The organism is Streptomyces sp. NPDC054783 (assembly GCF_053611725.1).
Window position 1 is genome coordinate 95,435 of record NZ_JBSHAY010000012.1, and the last position, 13,469, is coordinate 108,903.

General features: G+C 72.2%; 12 protein-coding genes and 1 pseudogene. 9 read left to right on the top strand and 4 right to left on the bottom strand.

Going from position 1 to position 13,469, the window contains the following annotated elements; genetic code table 11:
- Window positions 1-54 precede the first annotated feature (54 nt).
- Window positions 55-639, top strand: a complete 585-nt coding sequence (locus ACWGJ5_RS22040; protein WP_453311372.1) for an adenylosuccinate lyase — start codon at window positions 55-57, stop codon at window positions 637-639.
- Here ACWGJ5_RS22040 and ACWGJ5_RS22045 read toward each other — a convergent pair.
- From ACWGJ5_RS22045 to ACWGJ5_RS22060, 4 genes are all read right to left on the bottom strand, one after another.
- Window positions 611-1,141 (bottom strand): N-acetyltransferase family protein, encoded by a 531-nt coding sequence (locus ACWGJ5_RS22045; RefSeq protein ID WP_453311507.1) that lies wholly within the window; start codon window positions 1,139-1,141, stop codon window positions 611-613. The genes ACWGJ5_RS22040 and ACWGJ5_RS22045 overlap by 29 nt on opposite strands.
- A gap of 20 nt (window positions 1,142-1,161) precedes the next feature.
- The gene (locus tag ACWGJ5_RS22050; protein WP_453311373.1) at window positions 1,162-1,560 is read right to left on the bottom strand and encodes a RidA family protein; all 399 of its coding nucleotides are present in this window, start codon (window positions 1,558-1,560) and stop codon (window positions 1,162-1,164) included.
- A 69-nt stretch (window positions 1,561-1,629) separates the two neighbouring features.
- Window positions 1,630-3,183 (bottom strand): alpha/beta hydrolase, encoded by a 1,554-nt coding sequence (locus ACWGJ5_RS22055; protein WP_453311374.1) that lies wholly within the window; start codon window positions 3,181-3,183, stop codon window positions 1,630-1,632.
- A 181-nt stretch (window positions 3,184-3,364) separates the two neighbouring features.
- The gene (locus tag ACWGJ5_RS22060; protein WP_453311375.1) at window positions 3,365-4,408 is read right to left on the bottom strand and encodes an Rv2578c family radical SAM protein; all 1,044 of its coding nucleotides are present in this window, start codon (window positions 4,406-4,408) and stop codon (window positions 3,365-3,367) included.
- Between the two features lie 160 nt (window positions 4,409-4,568).
- Here ACWGJ5_RS22060 and ACWGJ5_RS22065 point away from each other — a divergent pair, with 160 nt between their 5' ends.
- The 8 genes and pseudogenes from ACWGJ5_RS22065 to ACWGJ5_RS22100 all read left to right on the top strand — a co-directional run bounded on the left by ACWGJ5_RS22065 (window position 4,569) and on the right by ACWGJ5_RS22100 (window position 13,458).
- Complete coding sequence (locus ACWGJ5_RS22065) at window positions 4,569-5,012, top strand: SRPBCC family protein (protein WP_453311376.1); 444 nt, start codon at window positions 4,569-4,571, stop codon at window positions 5,010-5,012.
- Between the two features lie 152 nt (window positions 5,013-5,164).
- Complete coding sequence (locus tag ACWGJ5_RS22070) at window positions 5,165-7,561, top strand: MFS transporter (protein WP_453311377.1); 2,397 nt, start codon at window positions 5,165-5,167, stop codon at window positions 7,559-7,561.
- Between the two features lie 166 nt (window positions 7,562-7,727).
- Window positions 7,728-10,178: a SpoIIE family protein phosphatase gene (locus tag ACWGJ5_RS22075; RefSeq protein WP_453311378.1), complete on the top strand. Its 2,451-nt coding sequence runs from the start codon at window positions 7,728-7,730 to the stop codon at window positions 10,176-10,178.
- Window positions 10,179-10,319: 141 nt separating this feature from the next.
- On the top strand, window positions 10,320-11,042 hold the full coding sequence (locus ACWGJ5_RS22080; RefSeq protein ID WP_453311379.1) for a class I SAM-dependent methyltransferase: 723 nt from the start codon (window positions 10,320-10,322) through the stop codon (window positions 11,040-11,042).
- Window positions 11,015-11,089: pseudogene (locus ACWGJ5_RS22085) on the top strand (hypothetical protein); the annotation flags it as partial. The gene ACWGJ5_RS22080 and the pseudogene ACWGJ5_RS22085, both read left to right, overlap by 28 nt.
- 71 nt (window positions 11,090-11,160) lie before the next feature.
- The gene (locus ACWGJ5_RS22090) at window positions 11,161-11,304 is read left to right on the top strand and encodes a hypothetical protein (protein WP_453311380.1); all 144 of its coding nucleotides are present in this window, start codon (window positions 11,161-11,163) and stop codon (window positions 11,302-11,304) included.
- 11 nt (window positions 11,305-11,315) lie between these two features.
- Window positions 11,316-12,149 carry a M55 family metallopeptidase gene (locus tag ACWGJ5_RS22095; RefSeq protein WP_453311381.1) on the top strand — a complete coding sequence of 278 codons (834 nt, stop codon included), beginning with the start codon at window positions 11,316-11,318 and terminating at the stop codon, window positions 12,147-12,149.
- Entirely contained in the window at window positions 12,142-13,458 is a 1,317-nt protein-coding gene (locus tag ACWGJ5_RS22100; RefSeq protein WP_453311382.1) for a M20/M25/M40 family metallo-hydrolase, read from the top strand. Before ACWGJ5_RS22095 ends, ACWGJ5_RS22100 begins: the two co-directional genes overlap by 8 nt.
- Window positions 13,459-13,469: the final 11 nt, after the last annotated feature.

Genomic DNA, 13,469 nt, shown 5'->3' on the forward strand with positions numbered 1-13,469 from the left:
CGGACTTTGTGATGTAGCTCCCTCGGGCCTCGTCACCCGCCTACGCTGGGCTTCGTGGACGAAGAGTTGCGATCGCTCACGGAGCGCTTACGGCAGGAGTCGCACGGCACGGCGGCGTTCGACCGGTTGCTGGCGACCGAGGACCACGACGAACTCGCGGAGGTGCTCACCGCGCCCGGGCAGCCGCTGTGGGCCAGGGAGCTGGCCGCGTTCCGGCTCGGTCTCACCGGCGACCGGCGTGCCTTCGAGTCCCTGGTGCTCCTCCTCAACCACCGCGACCCCCCGCGCTGCGCCTCCGCCGCCCATGCCCTCGCCCGCCTGGGCGACCCCCGCACCGCCCGCGCCGCGGCGGCCCTCGCCACCAACGAACTCCGCGTCGCCTACGCCCTGCACCCGGTGCGGCTGCTGACCGACCTGCGCGCCCCGGAGTCCGTGCCCGCCCTGGTCACCACCCTGGAACGCAGGCTGCGCCCGCACGACCCCTACACCCGCGTCGCCCTCGCCTGCGTGGAGGGCCTCGGCACCCTGGGCGACCCCCGCGCCCGCCGCGTCCTGAAGGAGGCCCTGGCCCATCCGGCACTCGCTCACGCGGCGGTGCGGGCGCTGGCCCTCATCCCGCAGCAGAAGGAGGCGAGGTGACGCCCGGCCGGCCGGGCAGTTCCCGGACGTACCGCACCTCGGGCACCAACACGCCGCCCGCCTCGAACGGCTCCTCGGCGCCGTCCGGCCGGAAACCGGCACGCTCGTAGAAGCGGCGGGCCGGGGCGTTGCCCCGCAGGACCCACAGGTACATGCGCGGGTACGACGAGCACCGCTCTACCGCCTCGGCCAGCAGGGCGCGTCCGACACCCGCGCCGAGGTGTGCGGGGTCGACGTAGAGCGCGTACAACTCGGCGTCCCGGGTGCGCACTTCAGCGTCCCGGTACGGCCCGTACGCAGCCCAGCCGAGAACCTTCCCCAGCTGTTCGGCGACCAGGTTCACCACGGAGCCGTCCCCCTGGGCGAACCGGGCCCGCCGCCGCTCGGCGTCCGCCTCGATGCCGAGCCCGTTCAGGTACGACTGCGGCATCAGCCCCCGATAGGCGTGCTGCCAGCCGCGGATGCGGATCTCGGCGACGCGGTCGCAGTCGGCGAGGGCCATCTCCCGGACAGCGGGAGAGGTCACTCGCCCACCACCGCCAGCGCCTCGATCTCCATCAGGAACTCCGGTGCCACGAGCGCGGCCACCTGGACCGCGGAGGACGCCGGCAGGCGGTCGTCGGGTATGTGGGCGGCGCGGGCCGCGCGGATGGCCGGGAGGTGGGCCGTGTCGGTGACGAAGCAGGTCAGCTTCACCACGTGTTCGAACCCGGCGCCGGCCGCCGCGAGGCAGCGCCCCAGGTTCTCGAAGACCTGGCGGGCCTGGGCCGCGGGGTCGCCCGCGCCGACCAGTCTGCCGTGCTCGTCCAGGGCGAGCTGGCCGGAGACGGCGACGAAGCGGCCGCTCGCCGAGACGACGTGGCTGTACTGGGTGGCGGGGGCCACGCCGTCGGGGGCGGGGATGCGGGTCGGCTCAGTCATGGCTCCATGATGGAGCACGCCACTGACAACCCGGACGGGTCGCGGAGCCGTCCCGCCGGCGGACCGTTCCTATCGGCGGAAACCGAGCAACCCGTGCAGCGCCGAACCGCGTGATGACGTCGACGCCGCCTTCGCCGCCAGTGGTTTCGGGTCGGGCGACTTCGCGCAGACCGCGTCGGCGACACCCGTCCCGCGCGGCACCCGGCCGTCCGTCAGATACGCGGTCAGGTACCTGTCCAGGCAGGCGTTGCCGCTCAGCGTGATGCCGTGGTTGCCGCCGCCCTCCTCGACCACCAGGCTGGAGCGGGCGAGCAGCCGGTGCGCCGTGACACCGCCGGCGTACGGCGTGGCCGCGTCGTTCGTCGCCTGGAAGAGCAGCACCGGCGGCAGCGCGGCGTTGGCGATGTTCACCGGCTTGCGCCTCGCGGCCGGCCAGAACGCGCACGGCGCGTTGTACCAGGTGTTGTTCCAGGCCATGAAGGGCGCCTTGCCGTACACCCGCCAGGTGTCCGCGCGCCACCGGTTCCAGCCGCCGGGCCAGTTGGCGTCACGGCACTGCACCGCCGTGTACACGCTGTAGCCGTTGTCCCCCGAGCCGTCCACGGCACCGAAGTTCTCGTACGCCTCCTCCAGCGGCCCGGTGTTCTTGTCGCGCACGTACGCCGCGAACGCCTCGGCGAGGTAGGGCCAGTATCCGTCGTAGTAGCCGCCGGGGATGAAGGTGTCCTCCAACTCCGAGGCGCCCACCTTGCGGTCGGCCGGCTTCTTCGCCAGGGCCGCCCGCATCGCGTACCACTCGGCCTCGACCTCCTCGGGATTCCCGCCGAGGTGGTATGTGGAGTCGTACCGGGCGATCCAGGCCATCAGCGCGCGATGGCGGTCGTTGAAGGCGTATTCCTGGCCGAGGTTGTCCTCGTACCAGACGCCGGCCGGGTCGACGACCGAGTCCAGCACCAGGCGCCGGACCCGCTGCGGGTACAGCTTCGCGTAGACCGCGCCGAGGTAGGTGCCGTAGGAGTAGCCGAAGTAGCTGATCCGGGGCACACCGAGCGCCCGGCGGACGGAGTCCATGTCGCGCACGGCGCTGACGGTGTCGATGTACGGCAGCACACCGGCGTACTTGCGGCCGCAGGCCGCGGCGAAGGACTTGGCGCGCGCGAGGTTGGCCCGCTCCAGCGCCGCCGTGGCGGGCACGGTGTCCGGGCGCACCGTCTTGAAGTGGTCCGGCGCGCAGACCAGGGCCGGGCTGCTCCGGCCCACCCCGCGCGGGTCGAAGCCGATGACGTCGTACTGCGCGGCCACGCTTCGGGGCAGTGCCGAGGCGACGAACCCGGCGAGCGTCAGTCCGCTGCCGCCCGGCCCGCCGGGGTTGACCAGCAGCGGTCCCTGGGAGGTCTTCGCGGTGTGCGGGACGCGGGAGAGGGCGAGCGTGATCTGCCGGCCCGACGGGTGCGCGTGGTCCAACGGCACCTTCAGGGAGGCGCACTGGAGCGTCGGATAGTTGCCGGTGGGGCACTTCTTCCAGCTGAGGTTGGCCGACGGGGCGGCTTGGGCGGGGGCGGGGGCGAGCGAGCCCGCCAGTACGGCGGCGGCTGCGCACAGCACGGCTGCGCGTGTTCTCATGCGTCCTCCCGGGACGGAGGTGTCGGCGGACCGCGAGGGCCACATCTTCCGCCGCATCGTCCCGGAATCGGCGCTCTGAAGAACGCGTTATAGGCATAGTTGACCCGTTTGGGTCGCCCGAAGCCCTCGAACGCCCTGAGTTGAGGCAGAACGACGCCTCACACCGGGGTGGGCAACGCCCTCACAGGAGGGTGAGCTGGGTCGGTTCGGCCAGGGCCGGGGGCTCGGCGGGCTGCACCGGGCGGATCCGGCGGGCCAGGCCCGGGCGGGTGGGGCCGATGCCGAACTCCTCTGCCAGCTCGTGCACCTGACGGGTGATCCGGCGCTGGTACCACTTGGGCGCGTAGGAGCCCTCCGCGTACAGCCGTTCGTAGCGCCGCACCAGGTGCGGATGGTGTTGCCCGAGCCAAGCCGTGAACCACTCCCGCGCGCCGGGCCGCAGATGCAGCACCAAGGGGGTGACGGAGGTGGCCCCGGCCGCCGCGATCGCCCGTACCGTCGTCCGCAGCCGGTCCGGATGGTCGCTCAGGAACGGGATGACCGGCGCCATCAGCACCCCGCAGCCGATGCCGCGCTCGCCCAGGGCGCGCACGACGTCCAGGCGGCGCTCCGGCGCGGGCGTGCCCGGCTCCACCGTGCGCCACAGCTCGGTGTCGAGGAAGCCCACCGAGACCGAGATGCCGATGTCCGTCACCTCGGCCGCCCGGACCAGCAGCTCCAGGTCGCGCAGGATCAGGGTGCCCTTGGTGAGGATCGAGAACGGGTTGGCGTGCTCGGTCAGGGCGGAGATGATGCCCGGCATCAGGCGGTAGCGGCCCTCGGCGCGCTGGTAGCAGTCGACGTTCGTGCCCATCGCCACGTGATCGCCCTGCCAGCGGCGGGAGGCGAGCTGGCGGCGCAGCACCTCGGGCGCGTTCACCTTGACGACGATCTGGGTGTCGAAGCCGATGCCGGTGTCGAGGTCCAGATAGCCGTGCGTCTTCCTGGCGAAGCAGTAGACGCACGCGTGCGTGCAGCCCCGGTAGGGGTTCACGGTCCACTCGAACGGCATGCGCGAGGCGCCCGGCACCCGGTTGAGCACCGAGCGCGCCCGGACCTCGTGGAAGGTGATCCCGCGGAACTCGGGCGTGTCGAACGTGCGGGTGACGACGGCGCCCGCGCCGAACAGCGCCGCCTCCGCGGCCCGGCCGTGTTCGCCCTCGCCCGTGAGGTTCTCCCAGCGCATGACGCCTCCTCGGTAGCACTGCGGCACACAATAGAACATCTGTTCCCATGATCGTGCGAGCCCTGGTGAGGCGCCCTGACGGCGACCCCGGATTTGGTGGCCGGGCACCGGGGTGGTTGGCTTTTCCCAACCCCGAGAAACACGGTCCTGGAGGAACGCAATGGCGCAGGTCGAGGCCACTACGGAGCGGGTCGTCGCGGCGGACGCGGAGAAGGTGTTCGACGCCCTCGCCGACTACCGCGGCACACGGCAGAAGCTGCTGCCCGAGCACTTCAGCGAGTACGAGGTCCGCGAGGGCGGCGACGGCGAGGGCACCCTGGTCCACTGGAAGCTCCAGGCCACCAGCAAGCGCGTGCGCGACTGCCTGATGGAGGTCAGCGAGCCCACCGACGGCGAGCTCGTCGAGAAGGACCGCAACTCCTCCATGGTCACCACCTGGCGCGTCACCCCGGCCGGCGAGGGGAAGTCCCGGGTCGTCGTCACCACCACCTGGAAGGGCGCCGACGGCATCGGCGGCTTCTTCGAGAAGACCTTCGCGCCCAAGGGTCTCGGCCGGATCTACGACGCCGTGCTCGCCCTGCTCGCCGCCGAGGTCGAGAAGTAGCCCCAAGGCTCCACCGGTGGAGGGGTGTTGTACCCCTTCACCGGTTCGAGTGGATATCACCCTTGTCCGGAACGATGCCGTAACTCACCGCAGTTGGTCACAGTTGACGCGTATCGCGGGAATTGTGACAGGTGTGGCGAGGGGAGCGGTACGTGGGCGGCACAACACTCGTGGAGCAAGATCCGGCGGTGACACCGGCCGGGGAAGAGCCCGCCGCCGCGCCGCAGGCCCCCGCACCGGCCGTCGAACTCGGCACGCGCCGCGTGCGGTTGGTGTTCTTCGGGCTGATGCTCGCCCTGCTCCTCGCGGCGCTCGACCAGATGATCGTCGCGACCGCGCTGCCGAAGATCGTCGGTGAACTGCACGGCCTGGACCGGATGTCCTGGGCGATCACCGCCTATCTGCTCACCTCCACCATCGGCCTGCCGCTCTACGGCAAGCTCGGCGACCTCGTGGGCCGCAAGGGCGTCTTCCAGTTCGCCATCGCCGTCTTCGTCCTCGGCTCCGCGCTCGCCGGCCGGGCCCAGTCCATGGACCAGCTGATCGCCTTCCGCGCGGTCCAGGGCGTCGGCGCGGGCGGGCTCATGATCGGCGTGCAGGCGATCATCGCCGACATCGTGCCGCCCCGGCAGCGCGGCCGCTACATGGGCCTGATCGGCGCCGCCTTCGGCCTCGCCTCCGTGGCCGGACCGCTGCTCGGCGGCTACTTCACCGACCACCTCTCCTGGCGCTGGTGCTTCTACGTCAACGTCCCCTTCGGCCTGGTGACCCTCGCCGTCGTCACGGTCGTACTGAAACTGCCCAAACCCGTCGGCCGCGGGCGCTTCGACGTCCTCGGTGCGCTGCTGCTCGCCGCCGCCTCCACCTGCCTGGTGCTGCTGACCAGCTGGGGCGGCACCGAGTACGCCTGGGGCTCACGGCAGATCATCGGCCTCGGCGCCGGCGCGCTCGCCGCCGCCGTCCTCTTCCTCGTCGCCGAGCGCTTCGCCGCCGAACCCCTCATCCCGCTCAGGCTGTTCCGCGACTCCGTCTTCGACGTCAGCGGTCTGGTCGGCCTCGTGATCGGCGTCGCCCTGTTCGGCGCCGCCAGTTATCTGCCGACCTTCCTGCAGATGGTCGACGGGGCCAGCGCCACCGAGTCCGGGCTGCTGATGCTGCCGATGATGGCCGGGATCGTCGGCGCCTCCGTCGTCGGCGGGCAGCTCATCAGCCACACCGGCCGCTACAAGGTCTTCCCCGTGCTCGGCGGCGCCGTCTCCGCGGTCGGCATGTGGCTGCTGTCCCGGCTCGAAGTGGACACCCCCCGGCTGCACTACAGCATCTGGATGGCCGTCCTCGGCGCCGGCATCGGCATGGTGATGCCCGTCCTCGTCCTCGCCGTGCAGAACTCCGTACGGCCCGCCGACCTCGGCACCGCCACCAGCGCCAACAACTACTTCCGCCAGATCGGCGGCAGCGTCGGCGCCGCGGTCTTCGGCACCCTCTTCGCGAACCGGCTCACCGACGCCCTGCGCAGGCAACTGCCGCCGCGCGCCGGGGCCCGGCTGCCCGACCCCGAGTCCATCACCCCGCAGCTCGTCCACGCGCTGCCCCCGGCCCTGCGCGACGCCTACATCCGCGCCTACGCCGACGCGATGCCCCGGATCTTCCTCTACCTCGTCCCGGTGCTCGTCCTCGGCCTGCTCATCGCCTTCTTCCTCAAGGAGAAACCTCTGGTGTCCCACCACACCGCCGGAACCGAACCCGAATCCCTGAACACCCCAATTCCACAGGCACGTTCGCCCTACGCCGCCGGAATCCCCGTCTGCGGCACCGTCCAGCATGCCGACGGCACCGTGGTGCCCCGCGCGGCGCTCACCCTCATCGACGTCGCCGGACAGCAGATCGGGCGCGGCGCGAGCGGCGAGGACGGACGGTACGCGCTCAGCACGCCGGGCTCGGGCTCGTACGTGCTGATCGCCGCCGCCGGCGGCCACCAGCCGCAGGCCGTCTCCGTCACCGTCGGCGAACGGCCCGTCGAGCTCGACGTCGTCCTCGGCGGCGCCGGACGCCTCGCGGGCAGCGTGCTCACCGCCGACGGCACCCCCGTGCGCGAGGCCACCGTCACCCTCACCAATGTGCACGGCGAGGTCGTCGCCGCCACCCGCAGCGGCCGCGAGGGCGGCTACGTCATCACCGAACTGGTCGCCGGGGAGTACACCCTCGCCGCCAGCGCCCCGGCCTTCCGCCCGGCCGCGCTCCCGGTCAGCGTGCAGGCCTCCCGGGAGACCCGCCAGGACGTCGAACTCGCCGGCGGCGCCGTGCTGCGGGGCACGGTCCGGGCGAGTGGCGGCCGGCCCGTGGAGGACGCGCGCGTGACGCTGCTCGACGCCGCCGGCAACGTCGTCGACACCCTCACGACCGGAGCGGAAGGAATGTTCCGGTTCGTCGACCTCTCCTCCGGCGAGTACACCGTCATCGCCGCCGGCTACCCGCCGGTCGCCACCGTGCTGCAGGTCGCGGGCGGCGGCCGTACCGAACGGGACCTGCAGTTGGGGCACGAGGACTGACGAGGGCGCGGCGCGGCGGCGCCCGCAGGGCGCTGAGCTGCGCACCGGTGCGATCCGGTGAAACCAATTCCAGGATTGCCACACATCGCGACCGGCCGTAGCCGTACCGTAGTGGCGGGCGGCACAGATCGTTTGCGTACAGCCGTGGGGAGAGAGGGCCTGGGCCATGGACCGTGGCAGCGAGCGGGACACACCTCCCGGCCGCGGCGTCGGCGACGCGGCGGGCCGGATTCCGCTGGCCGTGGTCGTCGTCGACCGCGCCGGCCTGGTGTCCCACTGGAGCAGCGGCGCGCGCCGTCTGTTCGGCGTCGGCCGGGAGGAAGCCGTCGGGCGTGCCGCGGCCGACCTGCTGCCCGTCTCCGGCGCCCTTCCCGAGGACCTGCACGGCGAGGTGACGCCGGACGCCTACGAGGAGTACGACGGGCTCGGCCCCGACCTGGAGGCCTCCCTCGGCGGGCAGACCGCCTACGCCACCGCCGGCCGCGCCCGGCTCTTCCCGCACGAGCCGGACCCCGACAGCGAGCGGCTCGACGTGCTGTGGTGGGCCTATCCGCTGGTCGGCCCCGGCCCGTCGCGGCTGCTGGTGCTCGCCGCCGACGCCACCCGGCTGCGCGACGAGCGCGGTTACGACGACGAGACCGCCGAACGCATCTCGCCCGGCTTCGCCCGCCACACCGAACTGCCCGCCTCCGACGAACTCGAGCGCCGGCTGCCCGAGATCCTGCCCAACATGGGCCCGGGACTGAGCGGCCGTATCGTCTCCCAGGTGCTGGAACTGGGCTACCCGGTCCTGGAGTTCAGCCAGTTCGACCGGGTGCCCGTCACCCCGTACTGGGGCGTGCCCCGCCGCGCGGGACGCATCCGCACCGAGGCCGTCGTACCCCAGCAGCGGGTGACTTCGGTCGTCGTCCCGGCCGGTGCCGAGCAGGACCTGGAGTACGCCGCCGTGCGCGAGCGGCTGGAGTTCCTGAACGAGGTCAGCTCCCGCATCGGCTCCTCCCTCGACCTCGGTGAGACCATCCGCGAGGTCACCAGCGCCGCCGTACCCCGGTTCGCCGACTTCGCCGGCACCCATCTGCGCGCGGCCGTCCTCGCGGGCGAGGGCTTCCCGGACGGGCCGCCGGACGCGCACACCGTGATGTTCCGCGTGTGGGTCGAGCACAACGACGAACCGGGCCGCTGGGACGACACCGTGCCGGTCGGCGAGTCCTTCGCCTTCCCCGAACACACGCCGTTCTACAAGTGCATGGTCACCGGCGAACCGGTGCTCATCCCGAGGGTCACCGAGGAGCTGTCCGAGCGTATCTCGGGCGAGTTCGAGAAGCGCGACCTCAGGCCGCTCATCGGCGGCCGCTCCCTGCTGATCGTCCCGCTCAAGGCGCGTAACGTCGTCCTCGGCTTCATGGTGCTGATGCGCCGCCCCGACCGGCCGGGCTTCGACGACATGGACCGCACCACCGGCGCCGAACTCGCCGCCCGGGCGGGCCTGGTGCTCGACAACGCCCGCATGTACACCTACCAGGAGAACGTGGCCGACACCCTGCAGGACAGCATGCTCCCGCAGGTCACGCCCCGGATGGCCGGCTGTGACATCGCCACCCGGTATCTGCCGGGCACCCGGCTCGGGCGGATCGGCGGTGACTGGTTCGACACCATCAAACTGCCCGGCTCGCGCACCGCCCTCGTGGTCGGCGACGTCATGGGCCACGGCCTCAACTCGGCCGCGATGATGGGGCAGTTGCGCACTGCCGTACAGACCATGGCCACCATGGAGACCCCGCCCGCCCAACTGCTGCGCAACCTCGACGACCTGGCCCGCCGGCTCGGCGACAACTACCTCGCCACCTGTCTGTACGCCGTCTACGACCCGATCCGCGGCGAGCTGCACCTCGCCAACGCCGGACACATCCCGCCCGTGCTGGTCCGCGCCGAGGACGGCAGCAGCGAACTCCTCGACCTGCCGACCGGCGCCCCCATAGGCGTCGGTGGCGTCCCCTTCGAGGCCACCCGGGTCAAGGTCTCGCCCGGCGACCGGCTGGTGCTGTGCACCGACGGCCTGGTCGAGGTGCGCGGCTCCGACATCGGCGAGGGCCTCGCCGCGCTCTGCGAGTCCGCCGCACACCCCGCGGCCTCCATGGACGACGCCTGCGACACCATCATCCGCGCCCTGAACACGCGCGGCGGCCGCAAGGACGACGTCGCCCTGCTCATGGCCCGCCTCAACGGCATCCCCGACGACCACGTCGCCGAGTGGCGGCTCGACGCCGACCCGCGCGAGGTCGCCCGGGCCCGCCGCATGGTCCGCGAACGGCTGCTGCGGTGGGGTCTGCCGCGGTCCGTGGAGACCGCCGAGCTGCTGGTCAGCGAGGTCGTCACCAACGCCGTACGGCACGCCGTGAGCGAGCCGGTCGGGCTGCGGGTGGTCCGTACCGACGCCCTGCTGTTCGAGGTCACCGACGACGAGCCCGCACTGCCCGCCATGGTGGGCGCCGAGCCCTACGACGAGTCGGGCCGCGGCCTGCGCGTGGTCAGCCGGCTGGCACGGGAGTGGGGTGCCAGCGCGAGCGGGCACCGTAAGACGGTCTGGTTCGAACAGGCTCTCAGCGGAAGGGGATGACGAGGGGGCGTGCAGCCTGCCGGCGCGCCCCCCGCAGGCTGTCCGGGGTCCGTACATCCGGTGAAGGCCACCTCCGGCCCCTTGCCCAGTTCCAGGTCCTCGCGATATCCCGATCACGGAACCGAACCGTGGGGAGAACGCATGAACGTCTCGGACAAGTACCGCAGCAACTGGGAGAGTTACTGGAACGAAACCTCCGACGACGCGGGCGAGGCGATCTGGGACTGCGATCCCGCCCTGTCCGCCGAACCGCACACCGCCCTCCTGCTGCCCCACGCGGACCCCGCGCGCACCATCGTCGACCTCGGCTGCGGCAACGGCACCCAGACCCGCTACCTGGCCACCCGGTTCGCGCGCGCCGTCGGCGTCGACCTCTCGCACTCCGCCGTCGAGCACGCCCGCCGCGCCACGCAGGTTGACGCCGTGGAGTTCCAGCAGCTCGACCTGACCGACTCCGATGCCGTACACGCCCTGCACGAGCGTCTCGGCGACGTCAACGTCTACATGCGCGCCGTCATCCACCAGAGCGAACCGGAGGCGCGACTCGCGGTCGCCGCCGCCGTCGCCGAGCTCATCGGCGCCGAGGGCCGCGCGTTCGTCGTCGAACTCACCTCCGGCTCCCGGGACGTGCTCAGGCGCGCCGCATCCCAGGAGGGCGGCCCGGGGCCCAAGCTGCAGCGCGTCTTCCACCACGGCCTCAAGCCGGCCGACGCCGACGACCCGGAGATCCCGCGTCTGCTCGGCGAGGCCGGTCTGAAGATCCTCGCCGAGGGCGAGACGACCCTGCCGCAGACCGAGTACCTGACCGACGGCACCCGCATCGACCTGCCGGCCCACTGGTTCGTCCTGGCCGGCGCACGGTAAGGGGGCCTTCCGCGGCCTTCCGGGGTGCCTGGGCCCGCCGTCCCACGCACCCCGTTCCGCTGCCCGCGGCGGCCCTCGGTGCACTGCACGGCCAAGGACGTCCGCCGTCCGTCAGGAGTTGCGCACCACCGTCCGCTACCGCCTCACCGGCTCGCTGCCGTACCGCACCGCCACGGGCGCCGGGCACTTCGAGACGGGCCGGCGGCAGAGCCCTCGACGAGGGTCGCTCCGGGTCGTAGCCTGCCCGCTCTCCGGCGCGTAACGTGACGCAGCATGAAGATCCTCATCAGTGCCGACATGGAGGGGGCCACGGGCGTCACCTGGCCGGCCGACGTGCTTCCGGGGACGCCGCAGTGGGAGCGGTGCCGGTCGATGTTCACCTCGGACGTGAACGCCGCCGTGGAGGGCTTCTTCGACGGCGGCGCCGACCAGGTGCTCGTCAACGAGGCCCACTGGAGCATGCGCAACCTGCTGCTGGAGCGGCTCGACGAGCGGGCCGAGATGCTCACCGGACGGCACAAGTCGCTGTCCATGGTGGAGGGCGTGCAACACGGCGACGTCGACGGAATCGCGTTCGTCGGCTACCACGCGGGCGCCGGGATGGAGGGCGTCCTCGCCCACACCTACCTCGCCAACCAGATCACCGGGGTCTGGGTGAACGACGCCCGCGCCAGCGAGGGCCTGCTCAACGCGCATGTCGTCGCCGAGTACGGCGTCCCCGTCGTCCTCGTCACCGGGGACGACGTGGCCTGCGAGGACGCGCTCGGCTACGCGCCGGAGGCGCTGAAGGTCGCGGTGAAGGACCATGTGTCCCGGTATGCGGCGGTGTGCCGGACGCCCGCGCGCACGGCCGCCGACATCCGCGCCGCCGCCAAGGAGGCCGCCCGGCTCGCGGTGCGTCATGTACCCGTCGAGGCGGGGCCGTTCACCGTCGCCGTCGAGTTCGACGCCGAGCACCTGGCGATGGCCGCGACCGTCGTGCCCGGGGTCGCGCGGATCGGGGAGCGGAAGGTGGCGTACACCAGCGCCACGATGTACGAGGGGATCCGGACGTTCAAGGCGGTCACCACGATCGTCTCCGCCGCCGTGGAGGAGCAGTATGGCTGACCAGCCGGCCGACCAGCAGGCCCTGGACGAGGTCGTGGAGTTCACCTCCGGTCTGATCCGCATCGACACCACCAACCGCGGCGGCGGGGACTGCCGGGAGCGGCCCGCCGCGGAGTACGCGGCCGAACGGCTGGCCGGGGCCGGACTGGAACCCGTGCTGCTGGAGCGGACGCCGGGCCGCACCAACGTCGTCGCCCGGATCGAGGGCACCGATCCCTCCGCCGCCGCGCTCCTGGTCCACGGTCACCTCGACGTGGTACCCGCGGAGGCCGCCGACTGGAGCGTGCCCCCGTTCTCCGGGGAGATCCGCGACGGCGTCGTGTGGGGGCGGGGCGCCGTCGACATGAAGAACATGGACGCGATGATCCTCGCGGTCGTCCGGTCCTGGGCCCGGCATGGCGTACGGCCGCGCCGGGACGTCGTCGTCGCGTTCACCGCCGACGAGGAGGCCAGCGCCGAGGACGGCTCCGGGTTCCTCGCCGACCGGCATCCCGAGCTGTTCGAGGGCTGTACCGAGGGCATCAGCGAGTCCGGCGCCTTCACCTTCCACGACGGCGCCGGCCGGCAGCTCTACCCCATCGCGGCGGGGGAGCGGGGCACCGGCTGGCTGAAGCTCACCGCGCGCGGCCGGGCCGGACACGGCTCCAAGGTGAACAAGGAGAACGCGGTGACCCGGCTCGCCGCCGCCGTCACCCGTATCGGCGAGCACGAGTGGCGCCTCGGCCTCACCCCGACGGTGCGGGCCGCACTCACCGAACTCGCCGCCGTGTACGGCATCGAGCCCGACTTCGCGGACGTGGACCAACTGCTGGAGAAGCTCGGACCGGCGGCCAAGCTGGTCGAGGCGACCGTCCGCAACAGTGCCAACCCGACCATGCTGGAGGCCGGTTACAAGCTGAACGTGATTCCCGGCGAGGCGGTCGCCTACGTCGACGGGCGCTATCTGCCGGGCGGCGAGGAGGAGTTCACCGCCACCCTCGACCATCTGACCGGGCCCGACGTGAACTGGGAGTTCGCCCATCGGGAGGTGGCCCTCGAGGCGCCGGTGGACTCGCCGACCTTCGCGAGGATGCGGGCCGCCGTCAAGGAGTTCGCGCCCGAAGGGCACGTGGTGCCGTACTGCATGTCCGGCGGCACGGACGCCAAGCAGTTCTCCCGGCTCGGTATCACCGGCTATGGTTTCGCCCCGTTGAAGCTGCCCGAGAATCTCGACTACCAGGCGCTGTTCCACGGCGTGGACGAGCGCGTGCCGGTCGAGGCGCTGCACTTCGGCGTGCGGGTACTCGACCGCTTCCTGCGGACTGCCTAGGGAAGGGGAAC